Raw genomic sequence first — 21695 nt, forward strand, 5'->3', positions numbered from 1 at the left:
AAACCATATAAGTTAAATAAGTTCATTTAATAGCAAACAGTTAATTATTTTTCAACCCAACTGCTTAAATTATCTTACATAACTTATATGGTGAAATTCAACAAAATGGCTGAAAAAACAATCAGAATTGGAACTCGCGATAGCGAATTGGCACTTTGGCAAGCGCATACTGTCGAAAAAAGACTAAACGATCTAGGTTATAAAACTTCGATTGTTGCTGTAAAATCTACAGGCGATATTATTCTCGACAAACCTCTTTACGAACTTGGAATCACCGGAATCTTCACTAAAACTTTGGATATTGCTATGATCAACGGCGATATTGATATTGCTGTGCATTCTATGAAAGATGTGCCAACGGCTTTACCAAAAGGCATTGTTCAGGCGGCAGTTTTGGAGAGAGCGAATGTTTTGGACATTTTAATTCATAAAGGAAATCCTGCTTTTGCCAATCCAAGTACTATTGCAACCGGAAGTTTACGACGCCAGGCACAATGGTTTAACAAATACCCTAATCATACTGTTGTTGATTTACGCGGAAACATAAACACGCGTATGCAAAAATTACAAGACAATAACTGGGACGGAGCTGTTTTTGCTGCTGCAGGTCTGGAGCGCATTAACCTGAAACCAGAAAATTTCATCAATCTAGATTGGATGGTTCCCGCACCTGCACAAGGCGCAATGCTTGTTGTGGCAATGGAAAACGACAATTACACACTTGATGCACTTTCGCAATTAAACCATATCGAAACTGAAATCTGTACCTATATCGAACGTCAGTTTCTAAGAACTCTTGAAGGTGGCTGTACCGCACCAATTGGAGCTTTAGTAAACTATAATGAAGAGGAAGATGCTTTGCATTTTCAAGGTGTTTTACTTTCTATTGACGGAAAACAAAAACTTGAAATTGACAAAACAGTAGATATCTCAGAATGGAAAAAACTGGGATTCTTCGCCGCACAGGAAATTTTAAACAATGGCGGAGCAGAATTGATGGCATCTATTAAAGAATCACTAAAAAAATAATGAGTAAATCAATTCAAATATTATCTACAAAAAAGCTATCGGGCGAACAGAAACAAGCATTGGTAAAAGCCAATATTGAAGTAATTGAATCTGATTTTATTCAAACACAAAACAAGCCTTTCGAGCTTAAAGACATTAACGAGAATCTGATTTTCACGAGTCAGAATGCGGTTCATAGTGTTTTAGCAGATCCAAAATCAGAAGAACTGAAAAGCAAGAATGTATTTTGTGTGGGCCTAAAAACTAAAATCCTTTTATCTGAAAGCGGATTTAATGTTGTGGCTTACACTGGATATGCTGCTGATTTAGCTGAAATTATCACTTTGATTTATCGCAATGAAAGTTATACTTTCTTTAGCGGAAATCTTAGAAGAGAAACTTTACCACAAGCTCTAAAAGAAGCCGACGTGAAATTCAACGAAATTCAGGTTTATGATACGTCATTAACGCCACAGAAAGTAAAGAATACCGTTGATGGCATCTTATTTTTTAGTCCTTCCGGCGTTGAAAGTTATTTGAAAGACAATACTATTAAGAAAGAAAAGTGCTTCTGTATTGGAGAAACCACTGCGGAAGCTTTAGATAAAATAACAAAAAATATCGTCATTGCTGATCAGCCAACGGTTGAAGATGTGATCGAGGATGTAATTCTTGAATACAGCAATAAGCTTTAAGCCTTAGGCAATAAGCAAAAAAATTATAGTTAAACATAGCTTAAAGCCTAAAGCTTAAAGCCTAAAGCAATAAAAACAATGTTAAAAAACGACCTATTTTTAAAAGCATTAAAAGGAGAAACTGTTCAACGTCCGCCAGTATGGATGATGCGTCAAGCCGGAAGATATTTACCGGAATTTATCGCTTTGCGTGATAAATATGATTTCTTTACAAGATGTCAAACTCCTGAATTAGCTGCCGAAATTACTGTTCAGCCTATTCGCAGAATTGCACCTGATGCAGCGATTTTATTCTCGGATATTCTTGTAATTCCGCAAGCAATGGGAATCGAAGTTTTAATGAAAGAAAATTTTGGTCCGTTTTTACCAAACCCAATTCGTTCATTGGCTGATGTTCACCGCGTTTACGTTCCGGACATTCAGGAAAGTTTAGGTTATGTAATGGATGCGATCAAATTGACTAAAGAAATGCTGAACGACGAAGTGCCATTAATTGGTTTCGCTGGTTCTCCTTGGACAATCTTCTGTTATGCGGTTGAAGGAAAAGGTTCTAAGAGTTTTGATACCGCAAAAGGTTTCGCTTTCTCAAACCCTGCTGCAGCTCATACTTTATTACAAAAAATTACAGATACTACTATTTTATACTTAAAAGAAAAAGTAAAAGCGGGAGTTGATGCCGTTCAGATTTTTGATTCTTGGGGAGGAATGCTTTCTCCGGTTGATTATCAGGAGTTTTCATGGAAATACATCAACCAAATCGTTGAAGCTTTGGCAGATCATGCTCCGGTTATCGTTTTCGGAAAAGGATGTTGGTTTGCTCTTGGCGAAATGGGTAAAAGTAGAGCTTCGGCATTGGGTGTAGACTGGACATGTTCACCAAGAAATGCTCGTTATTTGTCTGGTGGAAATATTACTTTACAAGGAAATTTTGATCCTTCAAGATTGCTTTCTCCAATTCCAACAATCAAAAAAATGGTTCACGAAATGATCGACGAGTTCGGAAAAGATAAATATATTGTAAATTTAGGTCACGGAATTTTACCAAATATCCCCGTAGACCATGCTAAAGCGTTTATTGACGCGGTTAAGGAATACGGGAACTAACTAGTTTCCAGTCTCGGTTTTCATTCTCAGTTAAATCTGAAAAACTGAGACTGGAAGCTTAAAAAACCACCTGTTAGATGTTTGCAAACATAAACTTCACTAAAAACTCGCCATTTTCTTTTGTAGAATATGGATTTCAGGCGTATTATGCGACTATTTTTTTGATGGTTTGGATGCATCCGGAACAACATCCGGTAAGTCTTATAAATGATTTAGCTATTTTAATGGCTTTTGAATTTATTATGGTTCATTCCGGAGTTTTTATGGCGGTTATGCCTAAAAAATTATCTCTTTTTGTATTTTTTCCTATGTATGGATTATTTGCATTAGCTTTTAATCATTCTGTAATCAATACAAATATTTTATATATTTATTTGTTAACGGTTTTAAACCGAATGCGATTTGCTTTTTCAGATGTGAGTCTGGAAGTCAGAGCGATGCAAATAGGTAAATCTGTTACAAAAGCAATATTTTATTTCTTTCTAATCTTTGCTGTATCATTTGGAAATGGGTTAATTCCAAAATTAGGATTAACAAATGATTTTTTAGAAAAATCTCATTATTTTGATACTATCAAAGCGGGGGGATTATTTACAGAGAAGCCTTATGTACCTATATGTATGGGCTTTATATATTATTCATTACCGGTTTTATATTTTGTTTATCGAATTATAAAAAAGATTGGCAATAGAAATAATGATCTTTTTCAGGATAGCAAATTAATATTTAGCAGAACAACATACGATCAGAATTTTAAATCGGATAAAAAACAATAAATCATGCTCAACAAAGGTCTAAGAGATAAAGAAAGTATCAGAATAGAGAATACTCTACGAACTTTGCATGCTTTAATTTTTGTCCCTAAATTTTGGAATGCAGAAGATACAGCTCTTATAGATGAGCAATTAAAAAGCTTTGGTTTAAGTTTACAAAGAACAATCGAAATACCAGAAGAAGAACTGATAATTCTGTTACAGCAATGCCACTTAGATTGGAATCAGCAGGAAGAATTTGCGGATATATTAATTGGTCTATCCCAAGAAAAACAATTTGATTTTTCAGGTAAGGCACTTGCCATTTACCAATATATTCAAAAGGAAAGCAAGGTTTTTTCATTTGGTATAAATACCAAAATTACTTCAGTTAAAAACAAGTAAAGATGAGTTTTACCGATTGGAAAACAGAAACGATAAACGATATTCTTCCTGAGGAATTTTATAACCTCATCGAAAAGAATAGCAATCATATTGGAAAAACTTTTCCGGTGACTTTGGCCAATTCTGATTCATTAAAAAAAGCAGAAGATTTTCTTGCTGTAAGCCTTGAAAAAGAAAAAAATAACGAAGGTTTTTATTTTTACGCAAGAGACATTAAAACCAATGCTTTAATTGGTTATTTGTGTGTAAAAACAATTGATTACCGCATTTCAAAATGTGAATTAGGTTATTTTGTTGACGAAGATTATCAAGGAAAAGGGATTACATCAAATATGGTTTTGAAAGCACTTGAATTTTGTTTCAACGAATTGAAGATGAACAAGGTTTTTATCTGTACTTCAGAAATTAATTTAGCAAGCCAACGAATTGCATTAAAACATAATTTTAAACAAGAAGGCATTTTGCGCGAAGAATTTAAAAGCAGCGACGGAACATTAGAAGATGTCGTTTATTTTGGCCTTCTCAAATCAGAATATTATAGCAATGAAAGATAAACTAAAAAAAAATTAATGTCTTCTTTTGATAAATTTTTAACTGTTATCTTAGACTTTAACTTTGAAAGATTGAAACCAATATATCAAGGTTTTATTGTAATGCTCTTTTTTTCAATATTTTTTTGTACCTGTTCATATTTTTCAAACGATGCAAAAATTTGTAAAGACGCGTACAAAGATATGTTTGATGAAAAATTTTCAGGATTAATTATAAAAAAACACTTAAATAAAGATAATAGAATGTCTCCCACTTTTAAACTAAAAGACTTCAGCGAAGTATTTGGTTATTCAACACTTTGGGAAAAAGCTGAAGTAGGCGATTCATTAGCAAAAAAAGCAAGTTCAAGATTTGTAAAAATTTTAAAAAAAGACACTACAATAGTATTAGATATGAATGTTGCATTCAGATATCATGATACTTTCCCAGAAAATAAAGAATAAAAACATGAAAGATAAATTTTACGCATACATACAAAAATTACAAGACCAGATTTGTGCCGGATTAGAAGCTGTTGACGGAACTACAAAATTCCGTGAAGACCTTTGGAAACGCCCTGAAGGCGGTGGGGGAAGAACGCGCGTAATTGAAAACGGAAATGTTTTCGAAAAAGGCGGTGTAAACATTTCTGCCGTTCACGGAAAATTACCGGAAGCCATGCAAAAAATGTTTGGCGTTGGCGAAGCTGATTTTTTTGCATGCGGATTAAGTTTGGTTTTGCATCCTAAAAACCCAATGGCTCCTACAGTTCATGCCAATTGGAGATATTTCGAGATGTACGACGAATCCGGAAAAGTAATCGAACAATGGTTTGGCGGCGGACAGGATTTAACGCCTTATTATTTATTTGAAGAAGATGCAAAACACTTTCATCAAACGTGTAAAACGGCTTGCGACAAACACAATCCCGAGTTTTATCCAAAATATAAAAAACAATGTGATGCTTATTTCTGGAATGCTCATAGAAACGAAGCCCGCGGAATTGGCGGATTGTTCTTTGATTATTGCAAAGCAAATGAGCAAATGTCAATGGAAGATTGGTACAACTTTGTAACCGAAGTTGCTAATAGTTTCCTTGAAGCGTATGTGCCAATTGTTGAAAGAAGAAAAAATCTGGAATATTCTCCAGAAAACAGAACATGGCAGGAAATTCGTCGTGGTCGTTATGTTGAATTTAACTTAGTTCATGACAAAGGCACTTTATTCGGATTAAAGACGAATGGAAGAATCGAAAGTATTTTGATGAGTTTGCCGCCTCATGTACAATGGGTTTACGATCATCATGCAGAAACCGGAAGTATCGAAGAGAAATTAGTTAATGTATTAGAAAATCCTATAGACTGGATTTAATACAATTACCCCAAATTTTTATTTACTGCATAAGAACTTCATTTTAAAATCGTAATTTAGAGATGTTTTTTTAATTACAATTTCAAAATGAGGTTAAATCTGGTTTATATAGTATTTTTTGGAAGTGTTTTTGGGTGTTTTGCCCAAAAAGATACGCTACAGAATCCTTATTTTAAATCTTACGATGATAAGGTTACAGCTAGTATTTATTATCTTGATACCTCTAACAATTTTGAGATTGGTTTTAATTCCGAAGGCCAAAAGAAATACGTGGACCTTAATCCGAACCGACGCGAACAATTAGGCGTTGGTTTAAGTTACAAATTTATTGATATCAGTTTTGGTTTTGCGCCAAAATTCTTTAGCGAAAACAAAGACAACTCAGACTCTAAACTTTTTAGTTTCAACACCCGTTTTTACTATAAAAAATGGATGCAGTCTTTTACTTATATCCACCAAAAAGGATTTTATATCAGTGAAGGTGCGGTAAACATTTTTTTACCTAAAATGCATACGACAAAAATTGGCGGAACAACTTCATACATTTTCAACGATAATTTCTCTTATAAAACGTTGGTCAGTCAAAACGAATGGCAAACGAAGAGTTCCGGAAGTTTTATTCCGAGTTTTTCTTTTTATTACACTAATATTAATTTAAACACTGAACCGGATTCTTCAAACGGTGATATTTATGTTTTTTCACTGGCTCCCTCCTATTTTTACAATTTTGTGATCAGTGACCGCGTTTTAATTGGCGCCGGAATTGCTGTTGGAGCAGGAATTAATGATGTCGACGGAGATGTTTCGGCATTGTACCAATTAGACTTCAATTTAAAGCTTGCTTACAATAGAGATCGTTTCTTTGCTTTTGCGAGTTTAAACACGCTTAATTTCCTTCAAAACGAATCGGCAGAAGCCCGACTGAATGACAATATATCAACCTTGAAATTTAATATTGGATATCGATTTGATCCTCCAAACAAAGTGAAAGAAGTTTATGAGAAGGTAAATCAAAAAACTGGCTTGTAAATATTTAATTAATCTAATGCCGATAGTTATCGGAACTAAAACATAAATAGTATGGAAAATAGAGAAAGATACATCGCACAATTACATCGTATGCACTCGGGGAAAGGTTTTATCGCTGCATTAGATCAAAGCGGCGGAAGTACTCCAAAAGCGTTAGCGCAATATGGCGTACAAGAAAGCAGTTATTCAAATGATGATGAAATGTACACTCTTGTGCATGAAATGAGAACCCGAATTATTAAAAGTCCTGCATTTGACCGTGAGTATATTTTGGGCGCTATTTTGTTTGAGAACACAATGGACCGCAAAATTGACGGAGAATGGACGGCTGATTATTTGTGGGAAAAGAAAAACATCGTTCCTTTTCTAAAAGTCGACAAAGGACTTGCCGATCTTGCAAATGGTGTTCAGTTGATGAAACCTATTGCTAATCTGGACGAATTGTTGACACGTGCTGTAGCAAGAAATGTTTTTGGTACCAAAATGCGTTCTGTTATCAAAGAAGCCAATGCAGCAGGAATTCGCGAAGTCGTTGAACAGCAATTTGCAGTAGGTTTGCAGGTTTTCGAAAAAGGACTTATTCCGATTATTGAACCTGAAGTGGATATTTATAGTGCTGATAAGGAAAAATCAGAAGAAATTCTAAGAGAAGAAATCATAAAACAACTTGCTTTGCTTGGTAAAGATGTAAAGGTGATGCTGAAATTGTCGATTCCAACTGTAAATGATTTTTACAAAGAACTCATGTCAGATCCTCATGTTGTACGTGTTGTGGCATTGTCTGGCGGATATGGCCAGGATGAAGCTAATTTTAAACTTTCGCAAAACCACGGATTAATTGCCAGTTTCTCCAGAGCATTGTCTGAAGGGCTTTTTGCTAATCAGTCTGATGATGAGTTTAACTCTAAACTGGATAAAACTATTAAAGAGATTTATACAGCTTCTATTACTTAAATTAATGATGAATCCCATAAAAAAATCCCCAAGATCTTCTCTTGGGGATTTTCGCTTTATACCTTTTTACAGATTATTTGCTTAATTCTTCAGCTAAATCCAAGGTTTGTAGAATAATATTTTTATCTGATTTTGCTGCGTTTAATTTAAACCCGAAAACCAATTTATTATCAATCAGCTTTTTAGGCGATTCAATTGTGATATCATTAAACTGCTGAGTTATTCTTTTTATTTTATTCAACTGAGTTTTTCTAGTTTCACCGGTACTGTTATAAACATTCGCTAATCCGGCAAGATTCAGTTTTCCGGAGATATAATTTTTCTTTAAGGCATTTTTTGCTTCTTTAGCAAAAGATCCTTTTCCTGTATTAAAATAATCAAGCGTATTCGCAACTACAACAACATCTTTGTCTTTTTTAATAAAAAGTGTGCCATATTCTTCAGTTCCGGCTATTTGATAATAGTCGCCTTTTTGAACTAATAATTTCTTGCGAACTCCCAACTGGATGAGTTTATCACCAAATGTAGGATGCGTAGACGTAAAAACGACTGAAAATAAAGGAATACTCTTTTTTATTTTTTGCTCGGTTACCGTTTCTTCATAATTTTCGTCATAGCCGTACGATTTTGTTGTAACCTCAACTTCTTTCATGTTATAGAAAAACATACTTAAATCCCCATCAAAAAGCGTTGCTGTGGCTTCTTCATCAATTATTGTCGAAATCAAATCAGTCACAAGGGTTATATCTTCTTTAAGGAGCTTTGGACTTTGAAATAATTCAGCCGTTAGTGACGGGAAATTTTCAATGACCGCTTTGCTATTGAGATGATATGACATATATCCCAATGGTTTTTCATCCGGAAAATAATTAAAGATGTTTTTATTTATTTTTCTATTCGTCATTTTTTCGACAATTGAAGCCATTGGTTGCGAATATTCAACTACTTCTTCGATACGTGCATTATCGTTGTCAAAATAAAAATCAAGGTTTATTCCTTTTACCAGCTTCCCAAAATTATTTTGCATGGGTAGAAATTTGTTATAACTGCTAAGCTGCGATAAAGCGCCATACGAAGAATTTAGAGTAGACATTGCCGAACTGTAATTTAACCATGACGAAATATCTGCCGCTGCATTTATTTTATCTGAATTTGGGGCAATAAAACCATTTTCGAATAATGATTTAATAAAAAGATGTTGTTGCTCTGCCTGCAAATAATCAAAATCTGCTTTGGCTTTCTCATAATCCGCATTAGACGTTCCGGTATACTCCTCTTCGTCTTCTTCTTCAGCATCATCGCTTTCTGTTACTTTTTTATCATTTGATTCTACTGATCCCACAGCAATTTCTTCATAAGGTTCGTCAACTGAGACAGAATCTACTGCAGTAGTATCCCATTTGTATCTGTCTGAGACATACTTTTTGGTAAATTCTACAATTACCAGATAATTATCGTTCCAGGCAAATGATATTTTTTGATCTTTTTTAGTATAAACAACATATTTACCGAAATCCTGAATTATGGGAGGTCCAACTGAATCTGTATGCTGATGAATAAAAAACTGTTTAACAGCTTCTTTATTTTTTATGGGAATAGTAACCTGATAATATGGGATACTATCTGTGAAGTTTCCGTGAATGGTTGACTTTTGATCTGTTTGAAAGAGGGATGCATATTGCGCCAAATCAAGATTGGATGGGCCGTCTTTGTATTTGCTTATAAGCAGATGATTCAGAATATCAGCAATATTTACTTTTTTAGAAAGCTGGTTTCCGTTAAACTGCACAAAATAATCGTATTGTTTTTGATTGGTTTGACCAAAAGTCAAATGCATGGCGAATAATAAAATGAAAGTATAAAACTTCTTCATAAATCAGGGTGTTAATTGGATTGTATTGTTCATTAATGCCGATTTTTTAAGCACACTGTACATGCTTTGCTTTAAAAATACGGTCTTTTTGTTTTGTGAAATTTTACTGTTCGGATTTTGCACGGACTGTACGTCTTTATCGAAAGTATAAATGGCAATAATATTAGCGGCTTCAAGATCTTGTTTTTTCTTAGGATCTTTTATCAGCTTTTCGGGAATTGGATACGAGGCAATTCTTTCGAAGTTTTTAGCAGTACTTGCAAAATGAATCTGATCGCTTTGATTGTTTATTGTATTGACAACGGCGTTGAGTGCTTTGATACTGGCATAATTGAGTTTGATGATGAAAACGTAATTTTCAAAATCAGTCTTTGTCGTCACGTTTGTAATACCGTCAATTTTTAAAGCTTTTACTTTGAAATCTTCGAGTTTTTTAGAAATTTCCTGTTCGTTCGGGATTTTTACACCATCGACTTCTTCAAGCCAAATCGCTGATTTTGTTTTGAACCACGATTTCGAAAAGTCAACCATCAGTGTATACTCGCCACTCTGATCATCGTGATGTTTGATTCGTTCTGTTATTTCGAAACAACTTGTCAAAAGTAAACAACAGCATAATGCGAGAATTTTCTTCATTGGGCAAATTTAATTTTATTTTTTAAAAACCATAGTAGAATCCACCTCAATTTAATTATTAAAAAATAAGATTTTTCCTGAATTTGCAAAGCTAGCGCGAAATTTAATATTTGCAAATTTTTAGATAATATTAACGGATTCTACTATTTGCTAATCGCCTTATTCTGTTGATTTTTCTTTAACTTTGCAACACTTATAAAAAAAGTAAAGAATCTTCAAAAAAAGAAAAAACAACAGCATTTTAGAAACAAAGATTAATCAATCTGTATTTATGAAAAATCAGATTAATCTGAAGTCTAAAATCTAAAATCTAGAATTATGTTCCCATTACAAAGAAACCGCCGTTTAAGAACTAATGAATCTATTCGTTCTTTAGTTCGTGAAACAAGTTTGAGCCCACAAGATTTTATGCTTCCAATGTTTGTTGCCGAAGGAAAAGATGTAAAAGTCGCTATTCCGTCAATGCCGGGAATTTACAGACATTCCTTAGACAACACCATCAAAGAAGTAAAAGAAGCTTGGGATTTAGGAATCAAAGCGGTAAATATTTATGTAAAAGTAAGCGACAGTCTTAAAGATAATAAAGGTGTTGAAGCCTGGAATAAAGATGGTTTGATGCAACAGACTATTCGTGCTATTAAAGATGCTGTTCCGGAAATGATTGTTATGCCGGATGTAGCTTTAGATCCTTACTCGATTTATGGTCATGACGGAATTATCGAAAACGGTCAGTTAATTAATGATGCTACTGTTGATGCTTTGACCAGAATGAGTTTAAGTCATGCTGAAGCAGGAGCTGATTTTGTTGCGCCAAGTGATATGATGGACGGACGTGTTCTGGCGATCAGAAAAGCGCTGGAAGAAAACGGACATCACAATGTGGGAATCATGAGTTATAGCGCTAAATATGCTTCGGCATTTTATGGCCCTTTTCGTGATGCTTTGGATTCTGCTCCGGTAGATTCTCAAAATATCCCAAAAGATAAAAAGACATACCAAATGGATTATGCGAACCGAATTGAAGGAATTCGAGAAGCTTTATTGGATGTTGAAGAAGGTGCTGATATCGTTATGGTAAAACCGGGAATTGCTTATTTAGACATTGTTCGCGAGATAAAAGATACTGTTCATGTGCCTGTTGCAGTTTATCAGGTATCTGGTGAGTACGCTATGGTAAAGGCCGCAGCAGAAAGAGGATGGTTAGATCATGACAAAATTATGATAGAGCAACTTTATTGCATTAAGCGCGCAGGTGCCAGTATTATCTCTACTTATTTTGCTAAGGAAGCTGCTTTACTTTTAAATAAATAATCATGAAAAAAGTATTATTCTTATCCGCCGTTTTAGCTTTGGCTTCTTGTAAAAAAGAAGCAACAGAGCATCCTGTTGAAAATGGAACAGAAAATTATACCGAAGGACATTCGGCAGAAGCCAAAACTCCGGAAGCCTTAGGAAAACAAATTTTTGAAGGACAAGGAAATTGCGCTTCCTGTCATCAGGCTGATCAAAAAATAATTGGCCCAAGTATTAAGGAAATTGCTAAAATTTATAAAGACAAAAAAGGTGATATTGTAACTTTCCTGAAAGGAAATGCAGATCCAATCGTTGATCCGGATCAATTTGCAGTTATGAAAACTAATTTTCCGATCACGAAAGCCATGTCTGACGAAGAATTAAAAGCAATTGAATCATATATCTACAGTCATTTAAACTAATTTTATAATTCCTGCTGACATACTGTTGTCATTGGATCATTTTAAATTTGCGGCTTAACCAAAATGAAGTAAAATGAAAATTCAAAAATTCAGTGTAATTGGTATTCCGGTAAGAACTACAAATGAAAACGGTAAATCAGCAGAAGATATTCCTGCGCTTTGGAACAAATTTATCTCTGAAGAAATTCAGTATAAAATTCCGGGTAAAATTTCAGAAGAGCTCTTTTGCATTTATACAGATTATGAAAAAGATCACACCCAGCCATACACCACTATTTTAGGATGTAAAGTTGAAAGTTTAGATTTCATACCTGAAAACATGATTGGCAAAATAATTGAATCAGCAGATTACGAACAATTTATAGCTATAGGAAACTTATCTGAAGGAGTTGTTTATAATAAATGGCTCGAAATCTGGAACTCAGATTTAGATCGCAGTTTTACAGCAGATTTTGAAGTTTACGGAGAGAAAACCCAAGACCCAAAAAATGCAGAAGTTGCTATTTATATCGCAATTCAATAACACATAAAAACAAAAACGGCGCTAAAATTAGCGCCGTTTTTTTATGGTTTGATATTACCAGATTTTAACTCTCTTATCAGGTTCAACATACATTGCATCTCCTTTTTTGATTCCAAAAGCTTGATAAAAAGCATCTACGTTCTGGATTGGCACAACTGCTCTGTACATTCCAGGTGAATGCGGATCCGTTTTAACCTGGCTTTTTATAGCCTCATCTCTTGATTTAGTTCTCCAGACAGTAGCCCATGAAATAAAGAAGCGTTGTTCCGGCGTAAATCCGTCGATTAATCCCGGATTACCATTTGCTTTCAAATACAACTGTAATCCATCGTAAGCAGCGTTAATTCCGCCTAAATCACCAATGTTTTCACCTAAAGTAAATTTACCATCTACGTGTATTCCAGGCAAAGGCTCCAAAGCACTATATTGATCAGCAAGTTTAGTACCAAGCGCTGTAAACTGTTTCAAATCATCAGCAGTCCACCAGTCAACAAGATTTCCATCAGCATTGTAGCGTGCACCAGAATCATCAAATCCGTGAGAAATCTCATGTCCTATAACAGCTCCAATTCCACCATAATTAACCGCTTCGTCAGCTTGATAATTGTAGAAAGGAGGTTGTAGAATTGCTGCCGGGAAAACAATCTCGTTATAAGACGGATTGAAATAAGCATTTACAGTTTGTGGAGACATTCCCCATTCTGTTTTATCAACCGGTTTGCCCAATTTAGCAAGATTTTCGGCATAAGCCCATTTTGAGATATTCTTAGAATTCTCAAAATAAGTTCCACCTTCGTTAACATTTTTAAGTTCTAGTTTAGAATAGTCTTTCCATTTATCAGGATATCCAATTTTAATGGTCAGTTTCTTCAATTTTTCAATTGCTTTTACTTTAGTCTCTGCAGACATCCAAGGCAATGCATTGATTCTATTTTCATAAGCTAACATTACATTAGCGATCATATTTTTTGCTTTGTCTTTTGCTTCAGCAGGAAATAATTTCTCTACGTACAATTTTCCTAAAGCTTCTCCGGTTGGACCGTTGATTACCTGCAAGGCTACTTCTTCACGAGGACGTTGTTTTAACGCTCCTGTCAATGTTTTTCCGTAGAAATCGAAATTAGCATTTTCGATATCAGTAGTCAAAGTTGAAGCCGTTCTGTTCAATATAGACCATTTCAAATACTCTTTCCATGCTTGTACTTTCTTTTCAGAAAATGTTTTTTCTAAAGCAATCATATAACGTGGCTGCGCTACATTTACGGTATCTAATTTTGTCATTCCGATTCCGGCGAAATATTTATCCCATTGAATCGAAGGTGTATTCTTTTTTAAATCAGCAACAGCAGTTGGATTATATTGTTTTCTACGGTCTCTGCGTTCAACACGATCCAATCTTGGAGAAGACAATTCAACTTCAAGCGCTAAGATTTGTTTAGCACTTTCTTTTGCTTTTGCCGGAGATTCTCCAATAAACTGTAACATTCTTGCAACGTGTACTTCGTATTTTTCACGTTTTTCTTTTGAGTCTTTATCATCAGCGTTGTAATAATCTTTATCTGATAATCCTAAACCTCCAGGGGTTACATTTACAGAGTTTTTATTACTGTTTTTTGCATCAGCGCCAACATAAACACCAAAGAAACCAATACCGCCCTGAGGTTGCATTTCGACAAAGAAATTTTGAAGATCGGTAACATTTTTAATTGCATCAATTTTCTTCAAATACGGCTGAAGTTCTGTAATACCTCTTTTGTTACGCCCTACAGTATCCATAATTGTATTGAACAAAGCAATTGCTTTACCCTGGTCTGTATTCGACTTGTACTTAGGATCTTTTGATGCTTCTTTTAAGATGGCAAGTGCATCATTATCTGTCTTCTGACGTAGTTCATTAAAACTTCCCCAGGAATTTCTGTCACTTGGAATTTCGGTTTTGTCTAACCATGCTCCATTTACATAACGGAAAAAATCCTGTCCCGGACTTACTTTCGTATCCATATTAGCAAGATTAATACCCGGTTCTTTTGGTTTTGCATTTTGTGCTTCGATTGTTACGCAACAAAGCATTGCTGAAAATGCACAAAACATAGATTTGTTAAGCTGTTTTATCATTTTTATTTATAGTATTAGTATATATACAAACATATTGTTATTATTTTGAATTCTATGTTAAAATTCCTCACTAATTAATTTCGTGATTTCTGAGATAATCTTTAATTAAAAAAACAGTAAATCATCCTTCGGTTAGGTAAATAAAAAACGGCGCATCATCAGCGCCGTTTTCTTATTTGAACAGATTACCAGATTTTAACTCTTTTCTCTGGACTCACATACATTTTGTCTCCTTTTTTAATGCCAAAAGCATCGTAAAAAGCATCTACATTCTGAATTGGCACAACTGCTCTGTACATTCCAGGTGAATGCGGATCTGTTTTTACCTGATTCTTTAATGCTTCATCTCTTGTTTTAGTTCTCCATACGGTTGCCCATGAAATAAAGAAACGCTGTTCAGGCGTAAATCCGTCAATTAATCCAGGACTTCCATGTGCTTTTAAGTACAATTGCAAACCATCATAAGCTGCATTGATTCCGCCCAGATCGCCAATATTTTCACCTAAAGTAAATTTACCATCTACATGAATTCCCGGCAAAGGCTCTAAAGCACTATATTGATCTGCCAAAGCGGTACCAAGTACTGTAAATTGTTTTAAATCTTCCGGAGTCCACCAGTCTACTAAATTTCCTTCGGCATTGTAACGTGCTCCTGAATCATCAAAACCATGAGAAATTTCATGACCAATTACAGCTCCAATTCCGCCATAATTTACAGCTTCATCCGCCTGATAATTGTAAAACGGAGGTTGTAAAATTGCCGCTGGAAATACAATCTCGTTATAAGATGGATTGTAATAAGCATTTACAGTTTGTGGTGACATTCCCCATTCTGTTTTATCAACTGGCTTGTGTAATTTTTCGATTCCTTTGTTAAATTCCCATTTGTCTAAATTGCGGGAATTTTCAAAATAAGTTCCTCCATCGGCAACACTTTTAATTTCAAGTGCTGAATAATCTTTCCATTTGTCCGGATAGCCAACTTTAATACTGATTTTTTTTAACTTATCAATCGCTTTTACTTTTGTAGCTGCAGACATCCAGGTCAAATTATTAATACGATTTTGGTACGCCAGAATGATATTATGAATCATATCGGTTGCTTTCGTTTTTGCTTCAGCAGGAAATACTTTTTCTACGTATAATTTTCCAAGTGCTTCACCAATACTTGTATTTACAACCCTCAATGCTTTTTCTTCGCGAGGCAATTGTTTTATAGCACCTTTTAATGTTTTACTGTAAAAATCAAAACTAACTGTTTCGATGTCTGTAGATAATTTTGTCGAAAATGAATTTAACAAATCCCATTTCAGATATTCTTTCCACTGTGCAACCTTATTTTCAGTAAAAACAGTTTGCAAAGCTTTCATATACTTTGGTTCCATAACCACTACTGTATCTAACTTTGCCAAACCAATACCGGTAAAATAAGCATCCCACTTAATAGCCGGCGTTAACTTTTGAAGTTGAGCTACCGTTATTGGGTTGTATTGCAAACGACTGTCTCTGCTTTCTACACGATCTAATCTTGGTTTTGATAATTGTGTTTCTAAGGCTAAAATACCTTCAGCACTTTGCTTTGCTTTGGCAGGAGATTCACCAATAAACTGCATCATTTTTGCCACATGTAGCACATATTTTGCACGTTTCTCTTTAGAATCCTTATCCTCAGATACATAATAATCCTTGTCCGGTAATCCCAATTGGCTTACTCCAAGGCTTACTGAATTTTTAGAACTGTTTTTTTCATCAGCTCCAATATATATTCCGAAAAAAAGAACATTCTTTTCTTTTTGCATTTCAGTCAGATACTTTTGAAGATCACTGATGTTCTTAATAGCATCGATCTTTTTAAAATAAGGCTGCAAAGGAGTTATTCCAACTTTATTTCTTCCTACTGTATCTAATATAGTTGAGAATAAATTAACTGCTTTTCCCTGATCTGTATCCGATTTGTATTTTGGATTTTGGGACGCTTCTTTCAAAACAGACATCGCATCTTTGTCTGTTTTCTTGATCAGCTCATTAAAACTTCCCCATGTTGTACGATCACTTGGAATTTGAGTCTGATCCAGCCAGGTTCCGTTTACATACTGGAAAAAATCCTGACCTGGGCTAATTTTTGTATTCATGTACGACACATTAATACCGGGTTCTTTTGGAGTTGCATTTTGAGCTTCAACAACTGTAAATGAAGCCATTGCAAAAAATGCGCAGAACAAAGGTCTGCTAAGATTTTTTTTCATTTAAATTTAAGTTTTTTGGTCTTTACTACAAACGTATTCCTAATATTCGAAATCCTATGTTAAAATTTTTGAAATAATCACATCAAAAACGAATTATCATAACATTTTAATGATTATGATCGAATATTTTCATGTATATAAAACCGGTTTTTAAATGAATATTAGAATAGTTTTTGGAATATTTGTTACAAAGAATTTAAATAAAAGTGAGAGCAAAAATACAAAGTGCCGTTTCAGGAAGAATAGATGCAATTGGATTACCAATATTGGCGCTATGTTGGGTGAGTTTCTTTTGGGGCACAACCTGGCTGGCTTCTAAAGAAGGGGTTAGATATATGCCGGCTTTGCAATTGGTAACCATTCGTCAATTTTTGGCCGGGATTTTATATGTAGGTTATTTTTTTATAAAAAAGGAACCGTGGCCAAAAGGAAAAGAATGGCGAACAATATTGGTTTTAGCAATTTTAAATTTTATGCTTAGTAATGGCTTAAGTACCTGGGGCGTTAAATATATGAGCAGTGGATTAGGCGCTATAATTACTGCGCTTTTTCCCATCTTTATCATTATTATTAATTTTTTTAACGGTTATAAAATTGCACGTGTGGCTTTGCTTGGAATTTTAATTAGTTTTGGAGGTATTTGTATTCTCTTTATCGATTATATTGCTGATATATTAAAACCAGAATTTCAATTCGGGATTCTTTTAATGACTGTAGCTACTATCTCATGGGCTTTTGGAATTTTACAAACAAAGAAAAAAGCAGCAAGTTTTAACCCTTATTTTAGTTTAGGATTACAGATGCTGATCTCGAGTGTCTTTTTATTTGGAATTACTGAAGCAACAGGAAATAATATTCCACTTGCTGAAATCCCACTGCCTTCATGGTGGGCAATTGCTTATTTAGTTATTATTGGTTCGGTTTTAACTTTTATCGCTTTTATCTATTCATTAAAAAATCTTCCAACAGAAATTAGCAGTATTTATGTTTACATCAATCCAATTGTGGCTATGGTTTTAGGATCTTTTATTTTTGAAGAAATACTTACAAAGGCAGTTGCAATTGGCGCAGGTGTTACATTAACAGGTGTTTATTTGGTAAATAAATCTATTAGAAAAAATAAAGTTTAAAAGTTTTTGCCACGAATTTCACTAATTATCGCTAATTAATTCAAGTTGCTAGTTTTTAACAATTCAGTAAATGAGCTGGTTAAGATATGAAAGTATAATCCCTACGGGATATTTTTATCTGGTAGCTGTCTGGTTATCAATATTTAAATCCTAACGGATTATATACGATCAATCCTGTTTACAAGATTCCTTTTTCATAGTAGATAAATACCGCAAAATTATATCTCGTAGAGATTACATATTGGTAACAAATAATTGGAAGAACAATATTGTCCCTTAGGGACACACATGATTAAGTTGCAACTTGAATTAATTATTGTTTTGTCTTAAAATTTATATATCAGCATTTATAAACATCGTCTTAAGCCAATCTGATTCGTGACAATTCGTGAAATTCATGGCAAAAACTTTTTTCTCAATTTGTTATCCTGTTAAAAATAAGAGTTAGTTACCTTTTTAAAATGTGCTTTTTGTATTTTTGCGCCAAATTGTTTTTATGAAATCCTTTCTATATAAATACCGCAAATTTTTTATTGTTCTTATTGTATTTTCAGCTGTAACCATATCCTTATTTTATTCGGCTTTAAAGCCACAAAAAACATTGCCAATTTTCAATCCTGCTGATGTAAATCCTGAAATGGTCGACAGTACGGTGCAATACAAAAGTAAGTACCACACTATTGCTGACTTTAAGTTTGTCAACCAAAACGGAGATACGATTACCCAAAAGAATTATGAAGGTAAAATTTATGTAGCTGACTTTTTCTTTACGACTTGCGGCTCAATTTGTCCAAAAATGACAACAAATCTTGAAGAGGTTCAAAAAGCTATTTTGAACAATCCGAAGGTAATGTTACTTTCGCACACTGTTTTTCCTGAAGTAGACAGTATTCCGGTCCTTAAAGAATATGCCATAAAACATCATGTTGTTGACAGTAAATGGAACTTAGTTACGGGAGATAAAAAAGAAATTTATACAATGGCCAGAAAATCATATCTGGCGGTAAAACTAGGTCGCCCTGATCAATTGTATGATATGGTACATACAGAGAATTTTGTTTTGGTTGATCAAAAACGACGTGTTCGCGGTTTTTATGACGGAACGAATAAAGAAGAAATTAAACGTCTTTTAGAAGACATCGATTTCCTATGTAAAGAGTAAAATGCCTTATTTTTAGAAACATTTAGCATTTAGAAAAGTGTTAAATGCCTTTGAATAAAGAATAATTGCCTACTTTTGCAATCTAAATTCAATCTAAATAAGCTTTGCAAAATACTATCCACACTCTAAAAAAAGGCGAGAAAGCCATTATCAAAGATTTTGATATCGATCTTATTCCTCTAAAATTATTAGAAATGGGCTGCTTGCCGGGCAACTTAGTCGAATTGCTTCAAATTGCTCCTTTTGGAGATCCATTGTATTTGGATATTAATGGTTCACACGTGGCCATTCGTGTTGAAACTGCTCGTGAAATTGAAGTTGAACTTATCAAAAACAATTTGTAATGAGCATTCAAAATATCAATGTTGCCCTTATCGGGAATCCAAATACTGGAAAAACCTCTGTTTTTAATCAGCTTACAGGTCTAAACCAACAAGTAGGGAATTATCCCGGAATTACTGTCGAAAAGAAAATCGGATTCTGTAAATTACCTCACAACATCAAAGCCAACATTCTGGATTTACCAGGAACTTATAGTCTGAACGCAAGTTCTATGGACGAGAGTGTGGTAATCGAACTTTTACTGAATAAAAACGACAAATTATATCCTGATGTAGCGGTAGTAGTAACAGATGTTGAAAATCTGAAAAGAAATCTACTGATTTACACTCAAATAAAAGATCTTGAAATCCCTACGATTCTTGTTATAAACATGTCAGACCGTATGGAAAGTAAAGGAATTACTTTGGATATTCCTTATTTAGAAGAAAAACTAAAAACTAAAATTGCTTTAGTAAGTTCCCGCAAAGGTCATGGGATCGAGGAGCTAAAAGAATTAATTGTTTCTTATAAAACGATTCCTCACGAACCTTGTTTGAATGCATCGGTTATCGATGAAGACTATTTTGTGAGTTTACAAAAAGCATTTCCAAATCAATTATTATATAAATTATGGTTGGTGATTACTCAGGATGTGAACTTTTTGAATTTAGACCGAAATGAAATCAGAAGTACTTTTACTAAATCGCATTCAGAATTAAAGCGTTTACAACAAAAGGAAACGATAAAACGTTATCAATTTATAAACGATATTTTGAAACAGGGTTTACAAGTTGATGCTTCGATGGCAAACGACATCAGGGCTAAACTTGATCGTGTTTTAACGCACAAAGTTTGGGGTTATGTTATTTTCTTAGCCATCTTGTTTTTGATTTTCCAGTCGATTTTCAGCTGGTCAACTATTCCAATGGATTTCATCGACAGCACTTTTGCTTCTTTTAGCAGTTGGGTTGCTCAGGAATTGCCAAGCGGAATTCTTACTGATTTACTTTCGCAAGGAATTGTACCGGGAATTGGCGGGGTTATTATATTCATACCACAAATTGCTTTTCTGTTTTTATTTATTTCCATTCTCGAAGAAAGTGGTTATATGAGCCGTGTTGTCTTTTTGATGGATAAAATAATGCGCAAGTTTGGGCTTTCCGGAAAAAGTGTCGTGCCTTTAATTTCAGGAACTGCCTGTGCCATTCCGGCAATTATGGCAACTAGAAATATCGAAAACTGGAAAGAGCGTCTGATTACTATTTTGGTAACTCCGTTTACTACTTGTTCTGCGAGATTACCTGTTTATACTATTATTATTTCATTGGTAATACCGGACGAACGTCTTTTTGGCTTTCTAAATGTGCAGGGTTTGGCTTTGATGTTGTTGTATTTACTAGGTTTTGGAACAGCGATTCTTTCTGCTTATATCTTAAATAAAATATTAAAAATAAGTGCTAAAACGTATTTCGTTGTTGAAATGCCAAGTTATAAATTACCTCTTTTCAAGAACGTTGCTATTAATGTTGTCGAGAAAACAAAAGCATTCGTTGTTGGTGCTGGTAAAATTATCTTAGCAATATCTGTTATTCTATGGTTTTTAGCGTCATACGGACCAGGAAAAAATTTTAACGAAGCTGAAGAAATCGTAAAAGAAAGATTTGTAAATACGCCGCTTGACGAAACTGAATTTGAAAATGAAGTAGCTTCTCAGAAATTAGAGAATTCCTATATCGGAATTATGGGTAAAGCAATTGAACCGGCTATTTCTCCTTTGGGTTATGACTGGAAGATAGGAATTGCCATCATCAGTTCGTTTGCTGCCCGTGAAGTTTTCGTGGGAACACTAGCCACTATTTACAGTGTTGGAGACAGTGAAAACGAAACAACAATTAAAACTAAAATGCAAAATGAAATAAATCCGGAAACGGGTCAGAAAATCTTCAATTTTGCTTCTGGAATTTCATTATTACTCTTTTACGCATTCGCTATGCAATGTGCAAGTACGCTTGCAATCACAAAAAAGGAGACAAACTCCTGGAAATGGCCTGCAATGCAGCTATTCTTAATGAGTGGTCTTGCTTATTTTGTTGCGCTTTTTGCGTATCAACTTTTAAAATAAACG

General features: G+C 34.3%; 21 protein-coding genes. 17 read left to right on the top strand and 4 right to left on the bottom strand.

The annotated features are described in order from the left end of the window. Positions 1-105 precede the first annotated feature (105 nt). The 10 genes from hemC (at position 106) to QLQ94_RS04795 (ending at position 7849) form a co-directional block, all read left to right on the top strand. Positions 106-1029 (top strand): hydroxymethylbilane synthase, encoded by a 924-nt coding sequence (gene hemC, locus QLQ94_RS04750; RefSeq protein ID WP_271333931.1) that lies wholly within the window; start codon positions 106-108, stop codon positions 1027-1029. Then, positions 1029-1703 (top strand): uroporphyrinogen-III synthase, encoded by a 675-nt coding sequence (locus tag QLQ94_RS04755; protein WP_271333930.1) that lies wholly within the window; start codon positions 1029-1031, stop codon positions 1701-1703. Before hemC ends, QLQ94_RS04755 begins: the two co-directional genes overlap by 1 nt. A 78-nt stretch (positions 1704-1781) precedes the next feature. Continuing rightward, the gene (gene hemE, locus QLQ94_RS04760; protein ID WP_271333929.1) at positions 1782-2807 is read left to right on the top strand and encodes a uroporphyrinogen decarboxylase; all 1026 of its coding nucleotides are present in this window, start codon (positions 1782-1784) and stop codon (positions 2805-2807) included. A gap of 77 nt (positions 2808-2884) precedes the next feature. Next, positions 2885-3583: a hypothetical protein gene (locus QLQ94_RS04765; RefSeq protein ID WP_482499263.1), complete on the top strand. Its 699-nt coding sequence runs from the start codon at positions 2885-2887 to the stop codon at positions 3581-3583. 3 nt (positions 3584-3586) lie between these two features. Beyond that, positions 3587-3964, top strand: coding sequence for a hypothetical protein (locus tag QLQ94_RS04770; RefSeq protein ID WP_271333927.1), 378 nt, complete (start codon positions 3587-3589; stop codon positions 3962-3964). A 2-nt stretch (positions 3965-3966) separates the two neighbouring features. After that, positions 3967-4518, top strand: a complete 552-nt coding sequence (locus QLQ94_RS04775; protein WP_271333926.1) for a GNAT family N-acetyltransferase — start codon at positions 3967-3969, stop codon at positions 4516-4518. A gap of 15 nt (positions 4519-4533) precedes the next feature. Further along, the gene (locus tag QLQ94_RS04780; protein ID WP_271333925.1) at positions 4534-4959 is read left to right on the top strand and encodes a hypothetical protein; all 426 of its coding nucleotides are present in this window, start codon (positions 4534-4536) and stop codon (positions 4957-4959) included. A gap of 4 nt (positions 4960-4963) precedes the next feature. After that, a complete protein-coding gene (gene hemF, locus QLQ94_RS04785) occupies positions 4964-5866 on the top strand; it encodes an oxygen-dependent coproporphyrinogen oxidase (RefSeq protein ID WP_271333924.1) in 903 nt (300 codons plus the stop codon). A gap of 87 nt (positions 5867-5953) precedes the next feature. Beyond that, the gene (locus QLQ94_RS04790; RefSeq protein ID WP_482499264.1) at positions 5954-6895 is read left to right on the top strand and encodes a DUF4421 family protein; all 942 of its coding nucleotides are present in this window, start codon (positions 5954-5956) and stop codon (positions 6893-6895) included. Between the two features lie 51 nt (positions 6896-6946). Next, positions 6947-7849 carry a fructose bisphosphate aldolase gene (locus QLQ94_RS04795; RefSeq protein ID WP_271333922.1) on the top strand — a complete coding sequence of 301 codons (903 nt, stop codon included), beginning with the start codon at positions 6947-6949 and terminating at the stop codon, positions 7847-7849. A gap of 73 nt (positions 7850-7922) precedes the next feature. On the opposite strand, the gene QLQ94_RS04800 is transcribed toward QLQ94_RS04795, so the two are convergent. Continuing rightward, positions 7923-9722: a hypothetical protein gene (locus QLQ94_RS04800; RefSeq protein ID WP_482499265.1), complete on the bottom strand. Its 1800-nt coding sequence runs from the start codon at positions 9720-9722 to the stop codon at positions 7923-7925. Between the two features lie 3 nt (positions 9723-9725). Continuing rightward, the gene (locus QLQ94_RS04805; protein ID WP_427401171.1) at positions 9726-10358 is read right to left on the bottom strand and encodes a hypothetical protein; all 633 of its coding nucleotides are present in this window, start codon (positions 10356-10358) and stop codon (positions 9726-9728) included. Positions 10359-10676: 318 nt separating this feature from the next. On the opposite strand from QLQ94_RS04805, the gene hemB reads away from it, so the two are divergent. The 3 genes from hemB (at position 10677) to QLQ94_RS04820 (ending at position 12596) form a co-directional block, all read left to right on the top strand. Continuing rightward, on the top strand, positions 10677-11669 hold the full coding sequence (gene hemB, locus QLQ94_RS04810) for a porphobilinogen synthase (RefSeq protein ID WP_427401170.1): 993 nt from the start codon (positions 10677-10679) through the stop codon (positions 11667-11669). Positions 11670-11671: 2 nt separating this feature from the next. Next, positions 11672-12073, top strand: coding sequence for a c-type cytochrome (locus tag QLQ94_RS04815; protein ID WP_427401169.1), 402 nt, complete (start codon positions 11672-11674; stop codon positions 12071-12073). Between the two features lie 73 nt (positions 12074-12146). Further along, a complete protein-coding gene (locus tag QLQ94_RS04820; RefSeq protein WP_482499266.1) occupies positions 12147-12596 on the top strand; it encodes a GyrI-like domain-containing protein in 450 nt (149 codons plus the stop codon). Positions 12597-12650: 54 nt separating this feature from the next. On the opposite strand, the gene QLQ94_RS04825 is transcribed toward QLQ94_RS04820, so the two are convergent. Both QLQ94_RS04825 and QLQ94_RS04830 read right to left on the bottom strand, forming a co-directional pair. Beyond that, positions 12651-14711: a M13 family metallopeptidase gene (locus QLQ94_RS04825; RefSeq protein WP_482499267.1), complete on the bottom strand. Its 2061-nt coding sequence runs from the start codon at positions 14709-14711 to the stop codon at positions 12651-12653. A gap of 185 nt (positions 14712-14896) precedes the next feature. After that, positions 14897-16957: a M13 family metallopeptidase gene (locus tag QLQ94_RS04830; protein ID WP_427401166.1), complete on the bottom strand. Its 2061-nt coding sequence runs from the start codon at positions 16955-16957 to the stop codon at positions 14897-14899. Between the two features lie 206 nt (positions 16958-17163). Here QLQ94_RS04830 and QLQ94_RS04835 point away from each other — a divergent pair, with 206 nt between their 5' ends. From QLQ94_RS04835 to feoB, 4 genes are all read left to right on the top strand, one after another. Beyond that, complete coding sequence (locus tag QLQ94_RS04835) at positions 17164-18087, top strand: DMT family transporter (protein WP_482499268.1); 924 nt, start codon at positions 17164-17166, stop codon at positions 18085-18087. A gap of 496 nt (positions 18088-18583) precedes the next feature. After that, on the top strand, positions 18584-19249 hold the full coding sequence (locus QLQ94_RS04840; protein ID WP_427401164.1) for an SCO family protein: 666 nt from the start codon (positions 18584-18586) through the stop codon (positions 19247-19249). Positions 19250-19353: 104 nt separating this feature from the next. Next, positions 19354-19593 (top strand): FeoA family protein, encoded by a 240-nt coding sequence (locus tag QLQ94_RS04845; RefSeq protein WP_264525774.1) that lies wholly within the window; start codon positions 19354-19356, stop codon positions 19591-19593. Beyond that, positions 19593-21692 carry a ferrous iron transport protein B gene (gene feoB / locus QLQ94_RS04850; protein ID WP_482499269.1) on the top strand — a complete coding sequence of 700 codons (2100 nt, stop codon included), beginning with the start codon at positions 19593-19595 and terminating at the stop codon, positions 21690-21692. The genes QLQ94_RS04845 and feoB overlap by 1 nt, the downstream gene beginning before the upstream one ends. Positions 21693-21695 lie beyond the last annotated feature (3 nt).

The organism is Flavobacterium sp. B114r (genome assembly GCF_056824125.1).

Coding starts and splice junctions, on each gene's coding strand:
- QLQ94_RS04780 (WP_271333925.1), top strand. CDS start 4,534: ATGTCTTCTTTTGATAAATTTTTAACTGTTATCTTAGACTTTAACTTT.
- QLQ94_RS04830 (WP_427401166.1), bottom strand. CDS start 16,957: ATGAAAAAAAATCTTAGCAGACCTTTGTTCTGCGCATTTTTTGCAATG.
- QLQ94_RS04770 (WP_271333927.1), top strand. CDS start 3,587: ATGCTCAACAAAGGTCTAAGAGATAAAGAAAGTATCAGAATAGAGAAT.
- QLQ94_RS04790 (WP_482499264.1), top strand. CDS start 5,954: ATGAGGTTAAATCTGGTTTATATAGTATTTTTTGGAAGTGTTTTTGGG.
- QLQ94_RS04815 (WP_427401169.1), top strand. CDS start 11,672: ATGAAAAAAGTATTATTCTTATCCGCCGTTTTAGCTTTGGCTTCTTGT.
- QLQ94_RS04840 (WP_427401164.1), top strand. CDS start 18,584: ATGAAATCCTTTCTATATAAATACCGCAAATTTTTTATTGTTCTTATT.
- hemB (WP_427401170.1), top strand. CDS start 10,677: ATGTTCCCATTACAAAGAAACCGCCGTTTAAGAACTAATGAATCTATT.
- QLQ94_RS04800 (WP_482499265.1), bottom strand. CDS start 9,722: ATGAAGAAGTTTTATACTTTCATTTTATTATTCGCCATGCATTTGACT.
- hemC (WP_271333931.1), top strand. CDS start 106: ATGGCTGAAAAAACAATCAGAATTGGAACTCGCGATAGCGAATTGGCA.
- feoB (WP_482499269.1), top strand. CDS start 19,593: ATGAGCATTCAAAATATCAATGTTGCCCTTATCGGGAATCCAAATACT.
- QLQ94_RS04805 (WP_427401171.1), bottom strand. CDS start 10,358: ATGAAGAAAATTCTCGCATTATGCTGTTGTTTACTTTTGACAAGTTGT.
- QLQ94_RS04825 (WP_482499267.1), bottom strand. CDS start 14,711: ATGATAAAACAGCTTAACAAATCTATGTTTTGTGCATTTTCAGCAATG.
- QLQ94_RS04775 (WP_271333926.1), top strand. CDS start 3,967: ATGAGTTTTACCGATTGGAAAACAGAAACGATAAACGATATTCTTCCT.
- QLQ94_RS04765 (WP_482499263.1), top strand. CDS start 2,885: ATGTTTGCAAACATAAACTTCACTAAAAACTCGCCATTTTCTTTTGTA.
- QLQ94_RS04795 (WP_271333922.1), top strand. CDS start 6,947: ATGGAAAATAGAGAAAGATACATCGCACAATTACATCGTATGCACTCG.
- hemF (WP_271333924.1), top strand. CDS start 4,964: ATGAAAGATAAATTTTACGCATACATACAAAAATTACAAGACCAGATT.
- hemE (WP_271333929.1), top strand. CDS start 1,782: ATGTTAAAAAACGACCTATTTTTAAAAGCATTAAAAGGAGAAACTGTT.
- QLQ94_RS04755 (WP_271333930.1), top strand. CDS start 1,029: ATGAGTAAATCAATTCAAATATTATCTACAAAAAAGCTATCGGGCGAA.
- QLQ94_RS04820 (WP_482499266.1), top strand. CDS start 12,147: ATGAAAATTCAAAAATTCAGTGTAATTGGTATTCCGGTAAGAACTACA.